The 25,440-nt window shown below is 43.3% G+C and carries 13 protein-coding genes; 3 read left to right on the forward strand and 10 right to left on the reverse strand.

Going from position 1 to position 25,440, the window contains the following annotated elements; genetic code table 11:
* Positions 1–9: 9 nt before the first annotated feature.
* The 7 genes from AC1XUD_RS23870 to AC1XUD_RS23900 form a co-directional block, all read right to left on the reverse strand.
* Positions 10–1,575, reverse strand: a complete 1,566-nt coding sequence (locus AC1XUD_RS23870) for a SusD/RagB family nutrient-binding outer membrane lipoprotein (protein WP_483363552.1) — start codon at positions 1,573–1,575, stop codon at positions 10–12.
* Positions 1,576–1,614: 39 nt separating this feature from the next.
* Entirely contained in the window at positions 1,615–4,788 is a 3,174-nt protein-coding gene (locus AC1XUD_RS23875) for a SusC/RagA family TonB-linked outer membrane protein (protein ID WP_483363553.1), read from the reverse strand.
* Between the two features lie 1,116 nt (positions 4,789–5,904).
* A complete protein-coding gene (locus tag AC1XUD_RS23880) occupies positions 5,905–6,756 on the reverse strand; it encodes a hypothetical protein (RefSeq protein WP_483363554.1) in 852 nt (283 codons plus the stop codon).
* A 29-nt stretch (positions 6,757–6,785) separates the two neighbouring features.
* Positions 6,786–8,504: a SusD/RagB family nutrient-binding outer membrane lipoprotein gene (locus AC1XUD_RS23885; RefSeq protein WP_483363555.1), complete on the reverse strand. Its 1,719-nt coding sequence runs from the start codon at positions 8,502–8,504 to the stop codon at positions 6,786–6,788.
* 18 nt (positions 8,505–8,522) lie between these two features.
* A complete protein-coding gene (locus tag AC1XUD_RS23890) occupies positions 8,523–11,678 on the reverse strand; it encodes a SusC/RagA family TonB-linked outer membrane protein (protein ID WP_483363556.1) in 3,156 nt (1,051 codons plus the stop codon).
* Positions 11,679–11,941: 263 nt separating this feature from the next.
* The gene (locus AC1XUD_RS23895; RefSeq protein WP_483363557.1) at positions 11,942–13,372 is read right to left on the reverse strand and encodes a SusD/RagB family nutrient-binding outer membrane lipoprotein; all 1,431 of its coding nucleotides are present in this window, start codon (positions 13,370–13,372) and stop codon (positions 11,942–11,944) included.
* An 8-nt stretch (positions 13,373–13,380) separates the two neighbouring features.
* A complete protein-coding gene (locus AC1XUD_RS23900) occupies positions 13,381–16,650 on the reverse strand; it encodes a SusC/RagA family TonB-linked outer membrane protein (RefSeq protein WP_483363558.1) in 3,270 nt (1,089 codons plus the stop codon).
* 479 nt (positions 16,651–17,129) lie between these two features.
* On the opposite strand from AC1XUD_RS23900, the gene AC1XUD_RS23905 reads away from it, so the two are divergent.
* From AC1XUD_RS23905 to AC1XUD_RS23915, 3 genes are all read left to right on the forward strand, one after another.
* A complete protein-coding gene (locus AC1XUD_RS23905) occupies positions 17,130–18,389 on the forward strand; it encodes an amidohydrolase (protein WP_483363619.1) in 1,260 nt (419 codons plus the stop codon).
* Positions 18,390–18,505: 116 nt separating this feature from the next.
* Positions 18,506–19,450, forward strand: coding sequence for a bifunctional helix-turn-helix transcriptional regulator/GNAT family N-acetyltransferase (locus AC1XUD_RS23910; RefSeq protein ID WP_483363559.1), 945 nt, complete (start codon positions 18,506–18,508; stop codon positions 19,448–19,450).
* 229 nt (positions 19,451–19,679) lie between these two features.
* Positions 19,680–20,513 carry a hypothetical protein gene (locus AC1XUD_RS23915; protein WP_483363560.1) on the forward strand — a complete coding sequence of 278 codons (834 nt, stop codon included), beginning with the start codon at positions 19,680–19,682 and terminating at the stop codon, positions 20,511–20,513.
* A 79-nt stretch (positions 20,514–20,592) separates the two neighbouring features.
* Here AC1XUD_RS23915 and AC1XUD_RS23920 read toward each other — a convergent pair whose 3' ends face one another.
* From AC1XUD_RS23920 to AC1XUD_RS23930, 3 genes are read right to left on the reverse strand one after another with little or no spacing between them, the layout of a single operon-like run.
* Positions 20,593–21,759, reverse strand: a complete 1,167-nt coding sequence (locus AC1XUD_RS23920) for a PepSY-associated TM helix domain-containing protein (RefSeq protein ID WP_483363561.1) — start codon at positions 21,757–21,759, stop codon at positions 20,593–20,595.
* A 43-nt stretch (positions 21,760–21,802) separates the two neighbouring features.
* Positions 21,803–23,011 (reverse strand): hypothetical protein, encoded by a 1,209-nt coding sequence (locus AC1XUD_RS23925; RefSeq protein WP_483363562.1) that lies wholly within the window; start codon positions 23,009–23,011, stop codon positions 21,803–21,805.
* Positions 23,012–23,059: 48 nt separating this feature from the next.
* A complete protein-coding gene (locus tag AC1XUD_RS23930) occupies positions 23,060–25,435 on the reverse strand; it encodes a carboxypeptidase-like regulatory domain-containing protein (RefSeq protein WP_483363563.1) in 2,376 nt (791 codons plus the stop codon).
* Positions 25,436–25,440: the final 5 nt, after the last annotated feature.

Below are 25,440 nucleotides of genomic sequence, written 5' to 3' on the forward strand. Positions count from 1 at the left end.
ATTCAAATATTATTTTGCCCAGAAAATAAGAGAAGTAAATGGACTGATAGTGGTTGGCACATTGTCTGGGTTATATGCAGCTTCCGAAACCGGATACTGAATCCTCGCAGGCAATCTGTCAGGTCTTGTACTTTGAGAAACCAGGGATGCGAATGTGGTGGTAGCACTTGTTCCACTTACAGTTGGATATCCCGTGCGACGGTATTCGTTCCATGCTTCATGGCTGTTCACCATGTTTAGTGCGATATACTTCTGGGTAATGATGGCCTCCAATTGCTTCGCAGGAGTATTTGCCAGTGTGAAATTGGCCAGATAATTGTTGGCGTTGTGGGTGATATAAGCTTTTGCATCAGCAGCTGCATCACCAGCTAAGGTTTTATCAGGAAGTTGGTAGAGATAATCAAAAGAGGCTGCAATTCCCTTTTCAAACAAATCCTTTGCGGTTTCGGTCGTAATCATACCTTTCATCGCTGCTTCTGCCTGCAGGAAGTAGCTTTCTGCCGCGGTGAAAACCGGATATCCCGCGTTTGGTCCTTTCAGAATTCCTGTTACTCCACCAGCTGTTGTTCCGGTACGGTTCGTGCCTACATACCAAAAGCTTCCGGTCGGGCATGCAGGTATCCCGTTGCCTTCGAAACCAAGCTGGTTTGTGCCTGTTGCAGGAAACTGATAGAATATCGCTTCTCCTCTTCCATCATCGCTCAACTTCGAACCGTCGTAAAGGCTCATGACGAACTTGCTTGGTATCCACGACTTCGTCGCAGCAGATCCGGTGTACCCATATGCCCAGCTATTCCAGGCAGGATTTTGCCTGCTGTTGTCTCTTGTATAACCTGGGTTGATCAGCACGTCTTCGTCCAGGAAACCGATCGCGTCAAATGTCGTGTTCGCAAATGTTGCTTTTCCATCTGCTCTGATCATTAATCTTAGTTTGATCGTGTTTGCGAATTTTTTCCACAAATCCATATCGCCTCCAAAGATTACGTCAGTAGCACCAAGCAGTTTCAACGTGGTTCCACCGGCGGCAACACCTGGAGCGTCATTGATCTGCTTGATCGCAACATCCAATTGATTGGCAAGATCCACATAAACCGCAGCCGCGTCATCATATTTCGGTGTTAACAATGCTGCACCTTTCAATGCCTCCGAGTATGGAACGCTGTTATAGGCATCCACCAGAAGCTGGAAGTTGTACGCCTTCATGATCTTGGCAGCCGCATTGAAATAGGTATACGACGGATCTGCTTCGCTGTTATCAATTACATATTGATAATCTTCCAGGTTGTCGTAAGTGTTCGGCCACAAATCAGCGTAATTCCCCGATGTATATGCGTATGTAAAGGTTTCATTGAAACCGCCATATCCTCCAGCATTGGCAGCATAGCCACCAACTTGCATACCGTATGTGTTGTAGCGGTTAAGGGTTAGGGCAGTGGCGGTAATTGCTTGCGGCATTACCAGTTCAGGTGACACAGCAGTGGCCTGGTTGGTGTTGGTATTGATATCAAGGTAGTCGCTGCATGAAGAAGCCAGTATCGACAGCGACAGAAGACCTATTAGATGTATTTTTTTCATGTGTTAAATGTTTTTGATGATCTCTGAATTCAGTCAGTCTTAAAACTTGAATGATAAAGAACCTCCGTAGTAACGTGATGGTGGAGTTTGGTTCAAGCTGTTCAACCCGCCGCCATTGTTTCCAGCCCCGGCCGAGCTATATTCAGGATCGGTATAAAGATTGTCTTTCGTCATCCAGAGGAACAGGTTACGACCGTGAACGCCGATCGTTACATCTTTGATGAAGCTTGTTGATTGGAACAAATGCTTCGGCAAGGAATAGGTCAGGGATATCTCTCTAAGCTTTACAAAGTTTCCTGAAGTGATGTAGTTCGAGGTCACATTACGGTTGATCCCGTCAGACCAGAATCCGTTATTTCCATTACCATTGGCAATCGTAACGTCTTTGTTTTCAATATATTCTCCGTCGGAATTTTGATATACCGAGTTTGGAAACACAAAGCTTTTGCGATCATATACGGCAGTACGGTATCCTGTTCCAGACCAGTCAAGTTCTGTTCCGATACCGTTAAATATCTTGTATCCGGCACGGTATTCGAACAATGCAGAGAAATGGAGTCCTTTGTAGCTGGCCGCGGCATCAAAACCGAGACGGTGTTTTGGGGTGGCATTTCCAAGCACAGATACCGTTGCTGATTGAGTTGGTAAACCGCTTGTTGCATTGACAATCACACGACCTTGAGGATCTCTCACGTAGTCATACCCCATAAGTACAGGGAATGCTTTTCCTGCAACAGCAGCAGAGTTACCAGTCCCTTCTGTCGCCAGGTATAAGGTCGTCAAATCCGCCGAAATCGAGTTAACCGTATTGTTCAGGTAGGTGTAATTTCCACCAACCGTGACCTCCCAGTCGTTTGCTCTGATAGGTGTGAAATGCAAAGTGGCTTCCAAACCTTTGCTTTGCGTTTGTCCTACGTTGGTGAGCAATGAGCTGAAACCTGTTGTATTTGAAAGGCTGGTCGTAACTGTCTGATCGTTGGTTTTGGTATCGAACCAGGTTACATTGGTAGTGATGCGGTCATTGAACATGTTCATGTCAAAACCAACCTCATATCCTGTGGTAAGCTCTGGTTTCAAGTTTTTGGAAACCAATGTGTTGCTCAAAGAATATCCTGCAAGGCTTCCATAAGGGAATCCGTTTGAGTTTCCGTTGCTCGTGTTACTTGAGAATGTCGGAAGTAGCTGATATGCACCAAAGTTGTTAGGATCTGAATTGTTCCCAAGGTTAACCTGACCAACTTTCGACCAGCCTGCCCGCAATTTCAAGAAGTTGATCGCATTGCTTTCACGAATCAATGGAATCACTTCACTTGCTACAAATGCAAGGTCAACAGATGGATAGAAGAAAGAGCGGTTGTCTTTTGCCAATCTTGAATCCCAGTCATTTCTTCCGGTAGCATTCAGGAACAAAAAGTCCTTATATGCAACGGTCAGTTTTCCGTAGGCACCCATCTGTCTGGTTTTCAAATCCGCTTCAGAATAAGTAGGAGAACCAGTACCGTTGCTCAGGTTGAACAAATCTTTTACGATCAAACCACCGATGCTGGTTGTCATGTATTTGGCTTCGTTCTGAGTCAGCTGCAAACCACCGATAATGTTGAAATCGAAAGCGCCTTTTTTGAAGCTATATTGAGTCAAAAGATCTGTCAGTGACTGCGATGTAAAGTTGCTTGATTCTGATACAGAAGCAGTTATATCGGTCTTGGAACTTGCCTCTGTGTTTTTAGCATAGTCAGTATAAGTGAATGCGCCGGTCGTTTTCTTCGTCGAATAGTTTTTGTTCGACAACCCCTGACGTGCCACGATATCCCAGCCAGCGATTGGCGTGATTTTTATCTCAATACTTCCAGTCAAAAAGTCGTTACGATCTTTTTGTCTGTTGTTGTCAGCTGTGAAATATGGGTTCGCATACCACGGGTTATAAAAGCCATTCGGGTTGGCAAATTTGTCAGTTTGCCAGTTTTTGTATTTTGTGATATCCACGTTAGACGGCATGTTCAGCATGCTACCGTAGATTGATCCGGTTTGTGATGTGATATCATAACGGTTTGGTGCAAAGGAAGTGGAATATGCAACGTTTACATACTTGCCTATTTTTCTAGAACCATTCACCCGAACATTCCCTCTTGTAAATTCATCACCAGGCGTAGTTCCAGTGGTTTTTACAAATTGTCCTGATACATATAAACTTGATTTTTCATCACCAGAGGTCAGAGAGAAATTAGTTTGGCTGGTCATACCAGTTACCCAGAACTTGTCGTGACCGTCTTTGTAAGAATAAGCAGTAGAATCCTGGCTACCGTCTTCCAAAGGTGAACCGATAGGGCGAACTACGCCGTCAAAGGCTGGCCCATATGACTGGTTTTCAAGGTAGCTGTAAGTAGGATTGCCGAACGCATCGATGCCATATCCCGTACCACCCGCGCCAAATTTCTTCTGGATTTTTGGCAAAAATGCCACCTGCTGAGCCTCAACCGTCTGAGAAAGCGAAATCTCTGTTTTTCCGTTTTTACCTCTTTTGGTAGTGACGATCATCGCTCCGTTGGAAGCCTGAGACCCATATAGTGCTGCCGCACCTGACCCATTCAAGATTACTACCTGATCAATATCAGAGGGGTTCAGGTTGCTCAAAACTGTCGAGGGCACAATTACATTGTCCAGTACTACAAGGGCCTGGTTATTACCAGTTAAAGAACGCTGACCTCGCAATACCAGACGATATTCCGGGTTTACGCCGCTACTGGTTCCACTGATCTGTAAACCAGCTACTTTTCCCTGAAGACCACTGGCGATGTTGACAGCTTTCCCATTATTTAATACCTCCGTTGTAACTAATGAGGTGGCTGTACCCATTGACTTGGTTTTGGTCTGAAAACCACCCGCACCAGTGATTACAACCTCCGCAAGGTTGTTGAAGTCAGGGACTAACGATACATCTATACGAGACCTGCTGCCTGCTATAATCTCGTTTGTTTTAAAACCGACAAATGAAAATACCAAAGTACTAGTTGCAGAGGGTGCACTAATGGTGTAGCTTCCTTTTGAGTCCGTCACCGTCCCCACGTTGCTCCCTTTGATCAGGATGTTCACACCGGGCAGGACAGATCCATCTTCGCTCGATGTGACACTACCTGTAATTTGTTTGTCCTGGGCCCATAGGAGTGTCGGGCAGGAGCATAGCCAGAGGATGCTCCACAGTAAGAGTTTCTTCATTCACATTCATTAGTTAAGTTATTGAACAATTTTTTCTTGGTATTTGCCAGGAGGTGATCAATGGTGACATGCGATTTTGGGCAAAGTAATCCCAAGCAGCTCCGACTGCCGAAGTCTGTTAATACTGGAAAAATAATCTGAATATGAGATGCGTTTCGCCCCGGTACCCAGACCGCCACGCAATCACATGTCGTAGTGTGTAGATGGAAAACTTGGCTAAAATTTCTGAACGAGAAATCGGTTAGCCTTTAAAAAATTCAGCTGGTTTGAGCTCCTTAATTGATGTTTGCTAAATTGTTTTAGTCCGACGGCTGAAAAAATACATTTCCTTCTGACTTTGCTTACATGCCAAGTCTTAAAAATGTGGTTATTTCAATATGATAAAAAAGATGCCGGCTAACTTTAGCTTGTCATCAGGAGCATGCCTGTCGGGCACATGTAGGGGATGTGTTATTAGAGAATTTCAACTGTCGGACTTGTCCGTTAGATTGTAGAGAAATTTTCATCGTTAGATTTTAATTAGGTTTGTCATAGGTATTGGTATACAAATCTAATTATTGTTTTCTCTAAAACAAGTAGTCTTGTTGAAATACTCCAAAAAATAAATTGCCATATAGCCTTGAATACCAAATAAAATATTACTCAATCCTATTATTCTAAAATAAAATTATATTTCTAAAATTGTACTAAAACACCTTTTTTTTTGAAAATCTGTCAATTAATTGAAAAGCTAAACAAAAATTAGCGACGTCAGAGTGGTTGTGCTTGAAATAACTAACCATCGGTGATCTTGGAAATTTAATATGCTAAACAGTTGTTGATAATGATTATAAATAGCAGAAGTTGCAATAGAGGTGGTTCTAGGTAATTTGTAATATATTTATATCTAGAGGAAGATTTGTATATTTTTCATAGGGTTCTGGATGGCCGAATTTTACCGGTAAAATGAAACGCGCAATGACGTGCTTTTAGCGACATTGTTGACAGGTAAAAAGCTTCGTCCCCCATAATTGAAGAGCCATTCAAACTGACTGACTTTATAACTGAAAAGGGCCGGTTCAATGGCAGAACCGACCCTTTTACGACATGGAAGAATATTTCGATTTTCTTCTTTAACTATTTCGATATAGTCAAACCAAACGTACCAAAACTTCCTTCGTCGACGGTGTATTCAAGGTTCAAGGTGATCGTTTTATTACAGGCGACTATTTCCCCGGCTCCTTCCACCGCTCCGTTAGTATAACCAAATAATTCCGGCGTAAAGACTTGATGTGGCACATCCACACCTGTGGTTTGAGGATTGATAGTTAGCTTTATAAAAGCATCGGGATCTCCAAGGAAACCTGAAACTACCAGAATATTCTCACCTTCACGAGTGATTTCGACTGGATAGGTTCCTTCGAAAACGTCAGGATCGTCCACGTTGAATGTCCCCACAAAGTCATCCAGATCAAGCGGGCAAACCACCGAGTATTTGATGCTCAGGCTGGAGCCAGGGAAGTTTACAATATCAGCCGAGAATTGATTGGACAAATCGCTGAAAGCGGGTATTGTGAGTCCGCTCTGGGTTATCACTGTCGCACCGATTTCAAAGTAATCGCCCGGTAAGATATCATCTAACGCAAGACCGAAAAGTGAACCCAATTTTGCAGCATCGACCTCAATGTTGGTTGGAAAGCTTGTTACACCTGCCTGAAGTACCTGAAGATTCTTGTAGTCTCCATTTCGTGTGACCACGATATCAAATTGCTTTGGAGCCGTATCGTCTTTAAACAACATATCAATGGTGAACTTCCCCTGAAACGTGGATGGATCCTGAATGAGGATGTCTGAGTTATCTACCAGTGCTATAACTGGTATCGGAACTCTCTCAATCTCAGGAAGATTGCCGTTTCCGTTTTCGCTACAAGAGGTAGCGAGCACGGACATCATACTCATAAGCGCTAATATTATTCTTATATTTTTCATGTTGATTTTCTTTATCGTTTATGATCAACTCAGTTATCCCAGAATACTTTGAAAGTTGACGGGACTTTTTGCGCAGGGGCAGAAGGGTTAACCTGAAGCTCATCGTTTGGCCACGGTAACGAAACAGGGTAGTCCCGCGAGAGTTGAACAGGAACGGCAGGTTGCGCGCCGGGCGTCAGGTAATTACCATTGAGTGGTGGCTGGACAAGACCTCCGGGAGCCATGTTCGGGTCATTAGGATTGAACAAAATCGGATATCCTGTTCTGCGATAGTCAGTGTATTGATCAATGCTAAAGCCAAAACTGGTAATCCATTTCTGCGTCATGATCATCTCTAGTTGTTTGGCTGGCGTCGCTGCCTTGAAAGCTGTGTTGATGCTTGCCATATACTTCGTTGCAGCATCAGATCCCAATAGTTTAGGGGCTGTACCCGCTTTACCAACAACATAATCGACAAGATTTAGCGATTCGGTTAATGCCTTTGCGAATACTGCTGAAGCGTCTCCCGTTGCAAGTCCGGCGTTGACCAGCTCTGCCTCAATATATAGCCGATCAGCGTAGGTCAATAGTTTCAGCGGAGCCGCTCCTGTTCCACTCGTAGCCGTTACAGGATTTCCTGAACCATCATCATATTTACCTCCTGCCGGATATAAACCTAAAAGCGTCATTGTCGCGTCCTGCGACCAATCGCGGTTTCTTCCCACTGACCCAAAATAGATCGATACAAACCCGCCGTCCCGATATTCAGTCGTATTTTGTGGAGCTTCGGAAGGTTCTACCTGCTTGTAAAAGTAATATGGGATTCTGGGGTCTTCTATTCCGGTGAAAACCGACGTGTTGTAGCCTTTTAGTGTGGAATAAAACCAAGGACTGATATAATTCGATTTCTGTCCAGCCGGATAGTCGGCATATGCAGGGTTACGGTTATCAGGAGATAACGACGGCCCGTAATTGAACATCAATCCGTCGGCAGTGGCGCTCATCAGCTTTCCTGAACTCAATAGTGCCTGTACATCAGCCGATACATCTTCTGTCAACCGCAACTGGTTATACAATTTCAGTTTGATTGTATTGGCGGCCTTTTCCCATTTAGCGACGCTTCCTCCGTAAAAAAAGTCGTCACCTGCAGGTTTCAAAAGGTTGGTTGCTGTTGTATTGTTAATATCTGCTATACCCTCGTCCAGAAGTGTAAAAAGCTGGGGATAGATTTCTGATCCCGTGTCGAATTTGGGGTACCTGATGGCCTGCTCTGTCGCAAATTTATTGGCTTCCGAGAATGGCACATCTCCATATATATCTACCATGAGGCTGAAAGCATATGCCTTGATAATCTTTCCAATTCCTGCATATATCAAATTGTTGTCAGCTTCGGCCTTGGAGATCATGATTTCGAGGTTCTGGAGGCACCCGACGAAATCGGGAGAGTTTTGAGAAGCCTGAGGACTGTACATCCCTTCCCATGATCCGTTGATATTGAACTCTGACCCGGTGGCCCCATATTGATCAGGGGTTTCGCGGACTACGATCTGATGCATATATACCGATAAAACAGTGCTGATTCCACGCGCTCCTCTTGCATCGTTAGTATAACCCACTACGGCTGTGAGTCCACGTTCTGCACTTGGAAGCAATTTGTCGATAGATATATCGGTTGGATCATTTGGGTTGTCATTCACATCCAGAAAATCCTTGGTACATCCTGAAGCTATGAGTAATATACCTATGAGGTATGTTGTTATCTTTTTCATAGTGTAGCTATAGTAGAATTAAAAACTTACCCTTAGATTAACTCCAAATCTCTTGGTGGTGGGGGCAGACGAGAGTTCTATTCCCGATATGTTGGTAGAACCAAAACTTGCCGACTCCGGATTGAAATTGGTGTATTTTGGCATATTAGGCGCAAAATACCAAAGGTTACGACCACTGACAGAAAGGTTGACACCCCCAACCGGAGTTTTGGTAAAGAAGCGTTTCGGGAATTCGTAGCTTAAAGCGACTTCCCTCAATGTCCATACAGTGGCATCATATATCTGCATATCGGTTGTTGAATTGATCGCAAATGTCTGGCCGAAATACAAGCCATTGGTACTAACGGCCGTTGTGTTTCTCACTTTTTGTCCATCAACCAATAGAGGCTGCGCTGTATTCGCATCGCCATAATATCCTGGAATTACCCAGCTCGTCTCGCGGATTTCCGTATCCTTTGTAACGCCACGACCAAGTAGTGAGGTCACTGTTACCGAATACATATCGCCACCATGGGTATAATCAAGCAAAGCGTTTAAGGATAAACCCTTATACCGAATACCAGTGCTGAAACCCATTTTGTAGTCAGGATTTGGATTGCCTACCACGCCAGATTCCAATGCGGGGATTAGTTCTCCGGTAGTAGGGTTGATAAGCAGATTACCTTGATCGTCCCGCGCGGCCTTGGTTCCGTAAAGTGCGCCATATGGCTGCCCTTTCATGGCTACTGGTTTGATGTCTGTCAGCACAGCAGCGAGTTCTATGAGCTGGATTTCGTCTTTGTCATCAAGTTTCTCTACAATACTTTTGTTCTTCGTGAATATGACGTGGAAGTTCCATTCAAGCTCTTTGAATTGTACAGGGATGAATTTCAAGTCAACTTCAATACCCTTGTTAGAGATCTCACCGAAGTTATCATAGGTTTCGGCGAATCCGCTGGAGGCGGGCAGAGTGATGGGCGCTATCTGATTTTTTGAAAGTCTTTTGTATAAAGCCAGATCCAGGCCAACCCTTCTTTTCAGTACCCATAGTTCCGCTCCGATTTCCTGGTCGGTTGTAAATTCAGGCTTAAGATTCGGGTTTGCTGCCGAAGGATTGATCGAGGCGCTGGATACTCCATTGAATGGCGTATTAACCTGATAGGTATTCTGTAGGTAGTAAGGTGAGGCATCTCGTCCAACTTTCGACCAACTGGCTTTCAGTTTACCATAAACCGTTTCCTCGGTTATATTGAATAGTTTAGACACATTGACAGCCAACGAAGCACTTGGATAAAAATAGCTTCTATTATTTACGGGCAGGGTGGAAGACCAGTCATTTCTACCAGTCAGGGTAAGAAAGGCGATATCGTCATATCCTACACTGACTTCTCCGAAAATACCCCAAAGCCGACGGCGAGTATAATAGGAATCGTCGGCAACCTGTGACTGCGTATTGGTGATGGTATATATGCCAGGAGCAACGATTTGGTTACCTGTCGTCAACTGGTCGCGGTTATCACGATGGTTCACGTTGTGTCCCACAAAAGCTTTCAGGTCAAATTTGCCAATTGGAGCTGGATTGAAATTAACAAGGAAGATGGATTCAATTTCCTTGTTATTGTAATTTTGTTCCTTAATCTGACCAAGCCCGCCAGCACCACGAGAATAAAGATCTACCACCTCTCTGCGGAACAGGTTATAATTATTGATACCTATCCGATAACTGGCACTCAACCACTTCGTGATATCGTACGCAAGACTGATATTACCAGTAACCCGGTCGTTTTTAGAATCCACTGTATTATGTTTCCACGCCCAGAATGGGTTATCAAATTGAGCAGGTATAGGTCCAATCGGTTTTCCATTCACGTCTTCAAATGGAAGGCCTGCCAAATTCCATGTTCTGCCAAGGAAAAGGTTTCTTGCGAAAGAGGAAGAGGCTCCGTCAACCTGGTTTTCCCCAAAAACACCGCCGAGCTGATTAGTATGGGAATAGCTAAAATTACCAGCAACCGTTACGCCGTTTTCAAGTTTCGTACTTCCACCCATACCCAGACTGCCCCGATTGAAACTGGAATTAGGTACGTAGCCGGAGTGTTTAAGAAAGGAAAGCGTTGCGCTGATAGAAGATTTACCGTTTCCGCCAGCCACGTTAACTGAATTATCCCACACCTGTCCGGTGTTAAAGAGGTCCTTTACATTGTTCGGGACAGCCTCATATGCCATGTTTCCGCTCGCCGGAAAAAGATTAGGAAAAGCTTCCAAATAGCTTGGCCATACCGGTATGGAGTCACGTGAGTCAAATCTTGGCCCCCAGCTACCATTGGAGTTGGCGTAATTAAACGAACTACCCGTTCCATAGGTGTTCTGATAATCTGGCAGATTCGCTATTTTTTCAACTGCAAAGGAACCCGAGTAGGTAATTTCAAGGCCTTTTCTACTGGCGCTAGAGCTTCCCGACTTGGTGGTAATGATGATCGCCCCGTTTGAAGCTCTTGAGCCATACAGCGCAGCTGCTGCGGCTCCTTTCAGCACGTTCATGCTTGCGATATCATTTGGATCCAGACTGGAGAGACCGTTGGAGTACGCTCCACCACCTGAAGTCTGACTTGATGTAGTAACCTGGGTATTGTTGTAGGGAATCCCATCGACTACGATCAACGGCTCATTTGATCCGAAGAATGAAGTATTACCTCTGATGCTGATTTTTGTTGCCGCTCCAGGTGTTCCCTGCGACGTTCTGATATCCACACCCGCAACTTTTCCCTGTAGCGATTTCAAGGGGTCCGGCTCACTTTTTCTAACTAATTCGGCCCCGTCAACTCTGGCAACCGAATATCCCAGTGCCCTGGACTCGCGCTTTATTCCTAGAGCAGTAACGACAACCTCCTGCAATAGGTTGATGTCATTTTTCAATGAAACGTTGATGACTGACTGACCTCCGATTACAATTTCCTGTGTCTGGAAGCCGATAAAACTAAAAAATAACGTTCCGCTGGTTGGTGCCTTCAAGGAATATTTCCCATCAGCATCTGTTGTGGTTCCGGTTGTCGTCCCTTTAACCGCAATGCTCACACCCGGGAGGGTAGATCCGTCTTCTGCCGTGACTTTTCCAGTCACAGTGACGTCTTGCCCATGGCTCATGATGCTAATCATCATAAATGCCATAAGGCAGATAGTAAATCTGTTTTTCATAGAAATGTGTAAGATGTGTTAAGATATACATGGCATTAATTTGTATTTAAGTCTTTAGTTACCAATTATATACGATAATTCCAAATTAGTTTTTACGATATATTGAAGTTTTAAATCCATCTGGATTGCAGAAATGCTACAAGAATATGTGCCTCATGTAGATAATATGTGACCGTATTAAGAATTTGGCTAAAAACAGAAAGCCCCGGATCGAGTAGCAATGCTTTCGATCCGGGGCTTCTTATTTCTCTTGACGAGGTTAATTATTTAACATCCCACCAAAGTTTAGTAGTTGCTAAGTCACCACCAATGGCGGTAGCTGCAAGTTTGTAATTATCGCCGTTCAAATTTTGCTCAACAATCGGGTAGATCAAACGTACCGGCAACTTCAGATCAAGACCTGTAACAACAGGAGCTTTAATTTGCGGATAATCCAGTTTTTTCCATGCGATCCACGATTCCCATCCTCTATTGTAAAGAGCTAACCAAAGTTGTTTTCCGATTTTCTCTTTGAAGTCAGCACCTGCAGTTGCGTATGCAACGGTCGGCTGAGCCAAATATGCAGTTGCGTCGGCCTCAGATCCACCCCAGTAAATGATAGAAGCGGTTACACCGGCGTCATAATGGGCTTTTGCATCACCTGTTATAAAACCTCTTTCAACTGCCTCAGCCAACATAAACTCAACTTCCGAATAATCCATGATCAAGCCTTCAAGTGTTGGATCAATGATTTTATCCGATGGGTGCGAGAATGCAGAATAAGTGTTCGTAAAACCATATTCTCCTCCTTTGTATACGCCATTAATGGTCGTAAAAAATGCTGGGCGACGTGGGTCGTTGACAGCGTTCATTACATCAATGATCGTAGACGCTGGAATGAAATCCTGGCGTGCAGTGAAAAGACTGTTCAGGTTTTGAGCGACAGGGTTGTAGTTTGGTGGACCAGCAATATATGGGAAGGCAGCGTTGTCATCATTCGATGTAAATACGTTTGCAGCTGCTGCTGCCACGATAGACTTTGCTTTGGCTTCGTCTGTATCTGCAATAACCAATGCCATTTTGAGGAGCAGGGAATTCCCGAATTTACTCCATTTGCTCATGTCGCCGCTGTAAAAAAGGTCTCCGTTACCAAAACCTCCAACTCCTGGCTTAATTGAACCAACCGCAGCCGACAAGCGAGTAAGAAGGTCATAATAAACCGTCTTTGCATCGTCATATTTCGGAAGCGAATTATTCGCATTCAGAGCCTCAGTGTAAGGTATATCACCGAATGTATTTACCAAGCTAGCCCAAGCCATTACCTCGGTAATTTCCAAGGTGGCCAATTGGTTAGCCTTTACGTCAGCTGCCAAAAGTTGATCTGCTGTTACCAGTCTTTTGGCTTCGTTTACATCAGATATTACGTCTCTATACAATGCATCCCAAAATGACTGAGGAATAATCCGCGCAGTCATGTTGTAGCGAGGCTCGTCCAGATAGGTAGTCGTAGTCCATTGCTGAACATACAATCTGAAGTTATTCTCATTTACGCTTGGAGTCGTCACTATATCGGCGTACTCCTTTTGTGCATTACTCAAAAGAGTCACTGCAGGTACGCTGCTCGCCTGCTTCTCGTCTATGTTATAGTCGTCGAGGCTATCCACACATGCTGTTAAAAGCATGATAGGTAATATTAAAAGTGATATTTTTTTCATGTTATTTTTTAGAATCTCAATTTCACATTAAAACCATAGTTCTTCACCGCTGGATAAGCTCCACTTTGGTATCCGCCGGCAGCACTTAGTGTACCAGAGCTAAGACCTTCTTCCGGGTCAGAAAACTCCATGTTTTTGTGGATGATCCAAAGGTTACGACCGATCAAAGAAACATCGATACCTTTAAATGCTTTTAACTTTCCAATGATTGATTGCGGAAGGCTGTACGTTAAAGCGAGCTCTCTCAATTTTACATAGCTGGCATCGTAAACATACATTGCTCTAGGGCCGCCAGCGGAGTATCCGTAGGCAGAGTGTGTATTTCCGTCGTAGTTTTCAGCTCTCACTGTATTAGGAGAACCGTCGGCCTGAACACCTGGCCACAAAACACCTCCACCATTAGCAACAAGATCTCTCTTGTCTTTTCCAAGCTCATTAAGGCCTGCAGTTACAGGATAAAGACCTGTACCTTCTCCATAATATTGATCAAGGGAGAAAATATCACCACCATGACGTACATCAATCAGGAAGTTAAGGGACAATGACTTGTATTTGATAGTGTTGGATAAGCCACCGATCCAATCCGGATTTGGGTTACCAATGATTTCTGCAGAGCTCGCCGTAGCCTGATAGATACCATTAGATTTTACTACTTTCTCCCCTGTACCTTCATGATATACATAGTTCGTTCCTCTCAGGATACCGTATGGCTGTCCTTCTGCGGCGTTCAAACTTACACTTGCCTGAAGATTCGTGATTTGGATATTGGTTACTCTGCTATCTCCTTCACCATATAGGCTAATCACCTTGTTACGATTTCTTGAGAAGTTAACATTCATCGTCCATGAGAAATCTTGCAACTTAATTGGTGTTACGTAGGCAGAAATCTCTATACCCTTGTTTTGCATTTCACCCGAGTTAACATAAATTCTCCCGTAACCGGTTGCAGTAGTTACTGAAACTGGTAGGATTTGATCCAAAGTTCTCGATTTGTAATGTGTGAAAGTCAAGCCCACACGGTCATTGAAGAATGCAGTTTCCAATGAAAACTCCAAATTCTTAGTTCTTTCCGACTTAAGATTTGCGTTATTCTTTGTAGTCGGCAACGAGAAGTATGGTATCGAACCAATTGCGGTCGGTTTGAAATATATGTCATTAACACTTCCCCAAGGAGCATCATTACCAACTTCCGCGTAGTTAGCACTAACTTTTGCCAACGTCAGCCAGTTAGACTGAAGGGCTTTCAGCTCAGAAAGAACAAAGTTTGCACCAACAGATGGGTAGAAGTAAGAATTTGTTCCTGACGGTAACGTGGTCGACTTGTCATTACGAGCAGCTAATTCAACGTTTACAAGTTCTTTGTATCCAAAGTTAGCCTGACCATAGATACCGTCAACACCGATTCTTTGATATTGTTCTGTCGGAGGTTCAACTGGGTTCAATGAATTGGACAGAGAGAAAAGATTAGGTACAACCAATCCTCCGTTTGTGCTTGCTCTGATAGAAGTCAATTTTGATCTTCTCATGTTACTTCCCAACATACCGCTAAAGTTGATGTCTTTAGTGATTTGTTTGCGGAAATTTAAGAAAAGGTCAAGGTTGGTTTCGTTGAACGAACGGTTGAATCTCTTATATTCTGCTGGATCTGCGCTACCATTTGCTATTCTTTCCTCCTGCATATCCTGAGTTCCGTTATATGCATAGCGGCCAGTGAAGTCTACCCAAGGAGCAATTTTATAATGAACTTGAGTAAATCCGAAGAAGTTATCACGTGAGTCATTAGAGTAATTTTTATATCGGGAGAAATACGGGTTTTCTGAATAGATAGGTCCGTTTTCCGATATAGGAGCAGTAGGGTCTCCCCAGTTCCATGTAACATCCTGTCCGTTGCGGAAATACGCTTCTTTTTGCTCAACAAGATCAACATTTGTCTGGAACCATTGTCTGAACTGCTGGTTAGGGTTTTTACCCTGATATCCTGTTCCGTAACGGCCAAGACCTTTAACCTGAGAGTAGTTAGCGTTTCCGGAAACGGTCAGATTTTTTGTCAAATCGAAAGAAGCTGAAAAGTTGAATAGGTTTTTACCCAATTTGCTATTTGGAAGAACACCTTTCTCGTCACTTCTTGCATAACCAATTTTATAAGTTGAGTTAGAACCACCACCACTAATGTTAATGCTTTGGTTAGAAGTAACCCCTGTTTCGTAGAAAGAAGCTGGGCCGTTTTTAGCAGCTACCCATGGGCGCATTTTTTGATAATTCGGAGAGAATGGATCCAAAGCATCCCACTGATAAACCATTCGGTTTGGATCAAACTTCGCACCAAAGGAAGCATCTGCATCGAATAACGCGATATCGCCTTCGCCAGATCCCAAATCTCCTCTATAAAATGCTTTTGACTGAGCAGCACCGGTGGATGTAATTGATCCATCATAACCAGCACCATATTGGTCCTGATATTTTACAAAAGTCTTTTTATTGATCTTTCCCCAGGTAACGCCTGAGTTCACGGTCACGTCGAAGCTGTTTTTCTTACCACTTTTGGTTGTGATCATGATCACACCGTTAGACGCTCTTGAACCGTAAAGGGCAGTTGCAGCAGCACCTTTCAATACGTTAATTGAAGCGATGTTGTCGGGGTTGATATCCGAAGCTGCATTACCGTAGTCAGTACCAGCTCTACCTGTCTGTTGGTCAGTAGTGTTGGTGTTGGCATTAGAGATTGGTACACCGTCAATCACGTATAAAGCCTGGTTGTTACCTGTAATGGACTTGAAACCACGAATGATTGTACTGGTTGAGCCTCCCATGGTGTTATTGGTTTTGATATCAAGACCAGCAACTTTACCAGACAAGGCATTCATTACGTTCGTTCCACGCGCCTGAGTAATCTGTTCAGCACTTACTTGTTGTGCTGCATACACAAGTTCGTTTCTTTTTCTTTCCTGACCCATTGCTGTTACAACAACTTCCTGCAACTGGCTTACGTCGTTTTTCAGTGTGACGTCAATTACACTTTGTCCGCCAACCGGGACTTCCTGAGATTGAAATCCGATGAAGCTGAACACCAAAACGGATCCCTGAGGTGTTGAGATTGAATAGGAGCCATCAGCACTTGTAGTAGTACCTTTAGTTGTACCTTTCAAGGCGATGTTTACACCGGGCAGGTCCGACCCGTCGTCGGCTTTTACCTTTCCAGTCACGGTCTGATCTTGAGCAAACGCATGTGCCGAAAGCAACATGATAAACCCAAGGAGAGTTAATAGAGTCTTCCTCATATTTTAATAGAAAGTTAGGTTTGTTATAAAAACATTTGTCGCAAAATTAAATATTGTTTCAACCATTACAACTTGTCAGTTGCTATATTTTCAAAATATCCTATGGTGCAACTAATCAATTTGAAAAATTTAATTGTTTTTATGGGCAGATTTTGCCATTTTTCTAATGGGTCGCGAATTGCGAATTTGACAACACTATTAATGATATGTTGTTAGCGTAGCACTAATTTTAACGATTTTTTAACTTTTGAGAAAAGTATGCGATATGTTTGATAACTTGTACATAAGCGAAACGTATAGTAAACGAAGCTACTTGTTTAAAAACATTCTAAATTATAGAGGTACTCGAAACGTTAATTTAGGATGTGCCCATACTGGCAAAAAGATAACCTTAAAATTGTACTTAACTAATAAAGAACTATCTTCAGATTATGAGAGTATTTGTAACTGTGCTGGTCACACTTCTTGCTGGGGGTGCGATGGAAGGTCATGCGCAAATCCAGCAAAAAATTGAAAGCAAGGCGGCTTCTTTAACAGACAAAGTTGTAGGCTGGCGAAGAGATTTTCACCAGAATCCGGAATTAGGAAATCGGGAGTTTAAAACTGCTGAAAAGATTACTGCCCACCTCAAAAGTTTGGGACTGGAAGTGCAGACGGGTGTAGCGCATACCGGTGTCGTTGCGCTGTTGAAAGGTGGAAAACCTGGGCCTGTGGTTGCCTTAAGAGCGGATATGGACGGTTTGCCCGTGACAGAGCGGGTGGACGTGCCGTTCAAATCGTCAGTTAAAACGGAGTATAATGGTCAAAATACTGGCGTGATGCATGCTTGTGGGCATGATACGCATGTGGCCATACTGATGGGTGTCGCCGAAGTATTGGCGAGTGCAAAAGCGGATATCAAAGGAACTGTTAAGTTTATTTTCCAGCCTGCCGAAGAAGGTGCTCCGGCAGGGGAAGAAGGTGGCGCAAAGCTGATGGTGCAACAAGGGGTGCTTGAAAACCCGAAAGTGGATGCGATTTTTGGCCTTCATATCAATTCACAAACGGAGGTAAACAAGATTGCCTATAAGCCGGGCGCTACTATGGCAGCTGTCGATTTCTTTAGTATTGATGTGAAAGGAAAACAAACGCATGGCGCATATCCCTGGTCGGGTGTCGACCCGATTGTTACATCTTCTCAGATCGTGACAGCATTGCAGACAATTGTGAGCCGAAATCTGGATATCACAAAAGCGCCGGCTGTGGTTACAATTGGAGCCATTCATGGCGGAATAAGACAGAATATTATCCCGGAAGATGTGAAAATGATAGGGACAATCAGAACCTTTGATGAAGATATGCATGCGTATGTTCATAAGCGGGTGACTGACATTTCGACCAACATCGCCGAAAGTGCAGGCGCGAAAGCGGAGGTAAAAATCGATGTTTTGTATCCTGTTACCTTTAATAATGAAGCATTGACCGCAAAAATGTTGCCAACTTTGGAAATAGTAGCAGGAAAAGACAACGTAATACTGACGACCGCCAAAACTGGGGCGGAAGATTTTTCATATTACCAGCAAAAAGTACCGGGCTTCTTCTTCTTCTTAGGCGGGATGCGAAAAGGCAAAGATCCACTAACGGCCGCACCTCATCATACTCCCGATTTTTACATTGACGAAAGTGGTCTGATGCTTGGTGTGCGTTCTCTAAGTCGCCTTGCAGTAGATTATTTGGAAATGGCTTCAGGAGGCAAATAAAATATAGAAATCAAACGTGTCGAGCACCTCAGGACCGAAAATCTTGAGGTGTTTTTTACTTATATATTTTTTATGTATATATTTGCGTAGTCAACTACATAAATAATCCTTCGAATATGAACATCTTCAAAGAAGCCGGTGGACTGGCGATATCCACTCGTTTGCAACAATTAAGCGACCGGTTCAGAAAGGACGGCGCATTGATATATGAGTCGCAGAACATTCAATTTCAGCCAAAATGGTTTCCCATCATTTACACGCTTCATATAAGAGGCCCGTTGAGCATCAATGGATTGTCAGAAGAGATCAGTTACTCACATCCATCCACAATCGTTTTGCTGAGAGAGTTGGAAAAGGAGGGACTTATACGTTCTTATAAAGATGAGAAGGATGAGCGGAAAAGAATGGTAGATATGACGGATACTGCCCGGACATTAGTAAGAGAAATGGAGCCGGTCTGGGAAAGGATCGGAAGGGTAGTTGAGGTGATTGCGGATAATGCGAACAATCTTTTAATGGCTCTGGAAGAAGCTGAATATCAATTAAATAAGAGAGGATTTTTAGATCGGTATATGGAACTGACTAAGACTGAGCTGGCAAACGAAATAGAGGTGGTTCACTACAGCCCAGCGTTTTCAAAGGCTTTTTATGATTTGAATTTTGAATGGATTTCGGAGATATATGAAGTAGAGCCAGAGGACGAAAAAGTTCTCTCTGATCCTGAACAATATTATCTGAAAGAAGGAGGCGCCATACTGATGGCTTTGTATGACGGTATTCCCGTAGGAACCTGTGCTTTGAAAAAGTCGGGGGAGGGGATATTTGAATTGAGTAAGATGGCTGTAACCAAAGCCATGCGCGGAAAAAGGATTGGCGAGTTGTTGGGAAGGGCAACGTTGACTGAAGCGAATCGATTGGGTGCCAGGAAGGTGATCTTATATTCAAATCGCCAGGGATCTGCAACGGGCATTAACTTATATAAAAAATTAGGCTTCAGAGAAGTAGAATTAACCGGGCAGAATTTTAAACGAGCCGATATCAAAATGGAAATAGATATGTAGCAATAAATCGCTGCTGAATATTTTTATGTCCTGAAATAATATAATATATCTCACTTTTGAGATGAATTAATTTAAATTTAATTCATCTCGGAAATCTTATTTTCTACTTTTGGGTTTGTAACCGTATAGTATACGTACTCGTTATAATTTCAATTTCTTAGGTCTTCAAATTTGAAATTTTGAGATTCTCTCAGGTTTCGGATTTGGGTCCAGGCAGTCCCTTTTATCAATGAAGAAAATTTTTATTTTTACTTGCATTTTGGCAATAAGGTCTCTTTTTGCCTATTCTCAATCAGGACCCAATTCATATAGTTTTAATAACAAGGGTAAAATATTTGTCTCATGGGGCTGGAACAGATCGGCTTACACGAAATCGGATATTCATTTTGAGGGAGACGATTACAAATTTGTTTTAAAAGGGGTTGTTGCGAAAGACAGGCCAACCCATGTTACCTTGCGATATTTGAATCCGTCGAAGATCACAATTCCGCAGTACAATTTTAGAATTGGATATTATTTCAATCCTAAGTACAGTATTTCATTTGGATTTGATCACATGAAATATGTAATGCAGCAGGATCAGACGGTTAATATATCAGGGAATATTGGTGGAACCGGAACGGATTATGATAAGAATTACAACAACGAGCCAATTAAATTAACCCCCGATTTTTTGAAATTTGAACATACAAACGGGTTAAATTATCTTAATCTCGAGCTGCGGAGAATGGATCATTTGTTCAATCCTGATTTCTTTCATATCAAAAATGTTGACATCAATTTAATGGAAGGGGTGGGAGCAGGGCTCTTATATCCAAAATCGGATGTGACGTTGATGAACTATCAAAGAAACGATCAGTGGCATGTGGCGGGATATGGTCTCAGTTTAGTGGGCGGCTTGAATGTTACTTTTTTCAAACATTTCTTTATTCAGGGAGAGGTAAAAGGCGGGTACATCAATATGCCAAACATCATCACCACGAATTTCGCCGCCGACAAGGCATCACAGCACTTCTTTTTCACGCAGGCGAATGCAAGCCTTGGGTTCATGGTGCAGCTATAAGATCAGGTTTCAATGAAAATACCCTCTGATTTCAATCGAGAAAGCAGAGGGTATTATATTTAGCTATTAAATGACTAAGCTATGTTGACGCAATATTGCCGCTGAATCGTACCGTTTTTGCAGCCTTGCGTGTACTTTTCTTCCGCTTACCCCACCAAACGTAAAAACCGGTAATGGGCAGTGTCGCACATATAAAGCTGACCAGGAAAAATAATATCTTGGTCGTTATGCCACCGATGGATCCAACATGCAGTCCATAATTGACGCGTTTAAGCCAGTCGGCAAAAGCCAGCTTGTCTATATGTGTCTGAGTTGAAGGAAGTTCTTTCAACGTATGTTGATCGAGGTTCACATATCGCCACGAGCCATTTCTCATATCAACGCACAGCTCGATCGGATCAGATGGCTTTTTCGGAAACGAAACAATTACCGCATCTTTATTATAAGTCCCAATATCTGAAGTAGCCATTTTCCATGCGACATCAACATTTTTCATTTCGGCAACCCGATATATGGAGGTTGTGTCCGTGAAAGCATCGATATATGCAGGCGGCGTTCTCCCCGCAGAAGCGAGCCAGTATACGGATTTGGAAAACCAGGCGAATCCCATCGTAAGTCCGGTGATTGTGATGATAAGGGCGACCAGCAAGGAGTAAAAACCAAGGACGTTGTGCAGATCATAATTGACCCGTTTGAATTTCGCCTTCCATTTGATCTTGAAACTTCTGTCTCGCGTTGATTGTGTCCATTTCTTTGGCCACCAGAGAATGAGGCCGGTGATCAATAGTACAAAAAAAGTAAGTGTGGCATAGCTTATAATTCCCTGTCCAAATTTATTTTCCAGCCATAAACTTGTATGGCCTTCCAGGATAAAATGGAAGAAATCCTCTTCACCGACCATCGCCAGAATTTGGCCAGTGTATGGATTTACATATAGTGCAGAATCCGAATCGACACTCACTTTTGCAGTTTGATCGACACCATAGTACCAGACACTGTATATCTCTTTGTCTGGAATGGCGTTTGTCACTTTCCGGAAAATCGTGGACGGAGGCAAAACTTCAGCATTGCCCGGGCGCCTGACGTGAAGCCAGGGCTGGGTTAAACTTTTTATTTCCTGCTCAAATACTAATATGCAGCCTGTCAAACTGACGATCACGACTATAATTCCGGAGGCTAGTCCAAACCATAAATGTATCCAGGCGTTAATTTTTTTAAGGGTCATCAGGCCTTTTACTAAAGCCACCTGACTCCGGTTTGAAATCAGTTGGCTGGTTATAAGGAATTTACTATCTCATTTTGTCCAGACGGAGGATATAATCATATCCGCCGATCATTTCCATTCCGGTTTTTACGGTGCCTGCCGCTATATCGTAGATATACACGAAATCTTTCCCCGTTTCAGCATTGGTTACCAGATATACCTTCCCGTCTTCGACGATGATATTCTGGATATAGTCAGAATTGTCCATCGGGATTTCGGGCAATTTTCTTGTGATTTTCCCGGTTTCCAGATTCATCACAGCAAATGCGTAGTAATGTGTTGCACCCTCCTTTGACTTTTCTGTTGGATCGATGTATTTATATATCGCCAGATTTCCGCCGATATACCATAAGCCAACACCTTGATATCCAAGCGTTGTCTGGTTAACGTTATAAGATGCTTCAAACTCTGTGGTACCTTTCTTGATTCGATAGATGGCAGTATGTTGCTCCTTCAAATTACTCCACTCAACGTGGGTTCCGAAATAAGTATCACCGCTTTCCGTCACAAATGAAGAGGAAAGCCAGAGTTTGTTCGTTCCGGGGCCGGCCGAATTCGTGTCCTCCAGTGTTTTTTCATACTTCAAGGTTGCGTAGTCAACTACGCCCATATACACTTCATTTTTCCAGGGCGCAGGCCAGTCGCCCGAGAAACCATATTGAATGAACACTTTTCCGTTGGTGTATTCTACATTTCCCAGATTATAATATTTAGCATCGGAAGGAACGGCAGGGGCGTCTAAAACTCCGTTAGTCATTTTCAGGGTTTCAACATTGACTACAGAATAGTGAATATGTTTTTGATCTCCGTCTGTTCCTACCAGGAAAAGCGTTTTGTCATCAATCCAGGTAAATCCGCCAACGTCTGACAGGTGGGTATAAGGAACCTCCAAAACGGTGTTGTACAAATCATTTTCATATTTGAATTTGGAAAAACGGCCCGTTGTGGTGTTGTAGAAATAGTAGAAACCATCTTTTGTAATAATTCCATAAGCCGAACGGCCCGTTACTTCCGCACCCATTCCCTCCAGATTAATCGATCCTTCGGTGAGTGAATTTGTTCCCAATATATACTGGGTGGTATTTGGCCAGCTACCAATTTGCAGCCAGACAGCGTATTTATCCTGCGTGTTTTCAACAGGATCTGGCCTCTTTTCATCGTCGGAGCAGGAAGTCAGCAGTGTTGCCGAAATGAAAAGAACGAGGAAGGAATAAAAGTGAAATCGCTTAAACATAGTTTCAAAAGCAAAAGGTATATATTAGTTAAAGTATTGTATATAAATTCATTGTTGAATAAAATAGCGCAGTTTTACAGCAAAAGATCTTCCTGGTTTTTGTAATCGGAAATTGTCGTAGGCCAGGTTATCAGTAAAGTTTCTGCATTCCAGCGACAAATTATATCGTCCGTTTTTCCAGGAATTGGAGATCGATGCGTTGTGGATATATTGGTTTGGGATCGTGCTTTTTCCGGCTTTGTTGCCATATGCTTCCCAAGTCAGGTAAAACCAGTGCACATATTGGGTTCCAAGATTGAATTGCAGCCTTGTATCTTTTCCGAGGACATTGTTCTTTCCGATGCTCAAGTCGGCGTTTGCGAACAGCCAGGGCTGGTTTGGAATTTTATTGAGATAAGTGGCCTCAGTGGTGGCACCCGACGAATTCGGCGAGTATCTGGTATTATTAATCGCATTTTGATAACTCGCATTCGCGATGAAATTAAGCCAGTCGGCGTAACCATATCTCATCTCAGCTTCAAGTCCGGTTACCTTTACTTTGGAGGTATTCTCATACCGGCTTACGCTTGAATTGGATTGATATACAACGTTGTATATGAAGTCGTTGGCGTTTCGGTAAAACCATGACCCTTCGATAAACAGCCGATGCTTTTCCATACGCCAGCCATAATATGCTCCTATATTGAAGTTTTTGCTCGACTCGGGTTTAAGATCCAGATTGGCCACGATGGTATATCCATTTCCAAACATTTCACCCACTTCCTGAAGCCTAAAAGCTTTTTCATATGACACCTTGACTCCGAGCTCGTCAAGGATTTTGAATCTCGAAGCGACACCATATCCATAATACGTTTTGGACTCATTGGCTTGGGAATATTCACCTGACGCCGACACATATCTAGACTGCTGTATTCCGATTCCGTAGATTTTTCCAAAAAAGGTATTGGTTAATCGTTCCGACAGAAGGTTTTGTTGATATGCGCCGCCAAGAATCTGTTTTTTGAGTATACCCGGTATATCCGCGCGGTCGGTTATGAGTTCGTCATAATTCTCATTTTGGAGGTGATCAAAAGTGTAGTTAAGATTGAAGGAATGTATCTTGGAAAGCTCATATCCTGCGTTTGCCCGCACAAAAGTGCGCGGTCTGTTAATATTGGTAATGGACTTGGTAGCATTAATCTCAGCAAGACTGGTTTTGACGCGAGATCCATCCCAGTAATATTTATAGCTGGATGTGTCGGTCACAACGTAATTATCAACCGAGCGGGATGCAAAGAGGTTGACATTCAATCCTTTGGTGAAAAGATTGTCTTTTCGGTAGCGCAAAGAAGTGTTGTAAGCGTGTCCACCTTTGGTAACCGCACCATACACTACGTCCTGGCGTGTTCCGGTTTGAATATCCTGATTAACGCCGGAGTATGAAAAGCCCACAAAGAGCACGTCTGCCCATTTTTTATTTGCAATTCCCAGCTCCACCTGACCCATAGCCGACTGATACTGATCGTGGAATCGTTTGAAGTCACGGTTCACATACTTATATTGATCTTCGTCCCATATCTCCATTCCCTTCATCAGGTAATTATTATCGGAGAAATTGTAAAAAGCACTGGCCTTGGCGATGAGGCCGCTTTTGAAAGTGTACTGACCGATCAGCGCCGCACGGTGACTATTAAATGAGCCGTAACTATAGCTGGCGTCTAGATAATTTGTAATTCGTTGATTAGTAATGATATTGACGGCTCCACCCAACGCATCCGCACCGAGATTTACCGGAACAACACCTTTGTAAACTTCCATTCGTTCTGCCAGATTGACCGGCACATTATTGAGCGACATTGTGCTGCCCATCAGTTCCAAGGGCACACCGTCGAGAAAGAACTTGACCGCTTTTCCGGAAAGTCCGTTGATTGAAAAGTTGAAATCCGAGCCCATTCCCCCTTCCTCACGGACTTTTACACCGGCGGTCCTGTTGAGTACCTGATTTAGATCGGCTGTCGTATTTGCCAATTGTTTTGTTTCGATCGCGTTGACGCTAAATGCCTGTTCTTTAAGCTCTTGAGTTTCTGATTTTCCATGAACCGTCACCTCCCTCATCGTTTTCAGGTCAGATCTGAGGTTGAAATCCAGTTTGATCTGCTCGCCTTTTTTCAGATTAAACTGTTTATGCTCAGATATATATCCGACCGAGGATGCTGATATGGTATGGTTTCCTGATTTGGAAATAGTTAGTTTGTAGTAACCATTATTGTCTGTAACGGAGCCAATAGATGTCCCTTTGAGCTGCACGCTTGCACCCGGAAGCCTGGTACCGTCTTCGCCTGAAACAGTGCCTGATATGGACGCAGTCGACTGTCCCCACGTTTGGAGTGAAATAGATAGTAAAAAATAACTCACGAGCGTGAGCCATAACCTGCCTGAGTGCATTATGA

This window comes from Dyadobacter sp. HNCC25DJ184 (assembly GCF_056895215.1).

Bases quoted from the DNA above. Each gene is read 5' to 3' on its own strand.
- AC1XUD_RS23870 (WP_483363552.1), bottom strand. From the start codon at position 1,575: ATGAAAAAAATACATCTAATAGGTCTTCTGTCGCTGTCGATACTGGCT.
- AC1XUD_RS23875 (WP_483363553.1), bottom strand. From the start codon at position 4,788: ATGAAGAAACTCTTACTGTGGAGCATCCTCTGGCTATGCTCCTGCCCG.
- AC1XUD_RS23880 (WP_483363554.1), bottom strand. From the start codon at position 6,756: ATGAAAAATATAAGAATAATATTAGCGCTTATGAGTATGATGTCCGTG.
- AC1XUD_RS23885 (WP_483363555.1), bottom strand. From the start codon at position 8,504: ATGAAAAAGATAACAACATACCTCATAGGTATATTACTCATAGCTTCA.
- AC1XUD_RS23890 (WP_483363556.1), bottom strand. From the start codon at position 11,678: ATGAAAAACAGATTTACTATCTGCCTTATGGCATTTATGATGATTAGC.
- AC1XUD_RS23895 (WP_483363557.1), bottom strand. From the start codon at position 13,372: ATGAAAAAAATATCACTTTTAATATTACCTATCATGCTTTTAACAGCA.
- AC1XUD_RS23900 (WP_483363558.1), bottom strand. From the start codon at position 16,650: ATGAGGAAGACTCTATTAACTCTCCTTGGGTTTATCATGTTGCTTTCG.
- AC1XUD_RS23905 (WP_483363619.1), top strand. From the start codon at position 17,130: ATGGAAGGTCATGCGCAAATCCAGCAAAAAATTGAAAGCAAGGCGGCT.
- AC1XUD_RS23910 (WP_483363559.1), top strand. From the start codon at position 18,506: ATGAACATCTTCAAAGAAGCCGGTGGACTGGCGATATCCACTCGTTTG.
- AC1XUD_RS23915 (WP_483363560.1), top strand. From the start codon at position 19,680: ATGAAGAAAATTTTTATTTTTACTTGCATTTTGGCAATAAGGTCTCTT.
- AC1XUD_RS23925 (WP_483363562.1), bottom strand. From the start codon at position 23,011: ATGTTTAAGCGATTTCACTTTTATTCCTTCCTCGTTCTTTTCATTTCG.
- AC1XUD_RS23930 (WP_483363563.1), bottom strand. From the start codon at position 25,435: ATGCACTCAGGCAGGTTATGGCTCACGCTCGTGAGTTATTTTTTACTA.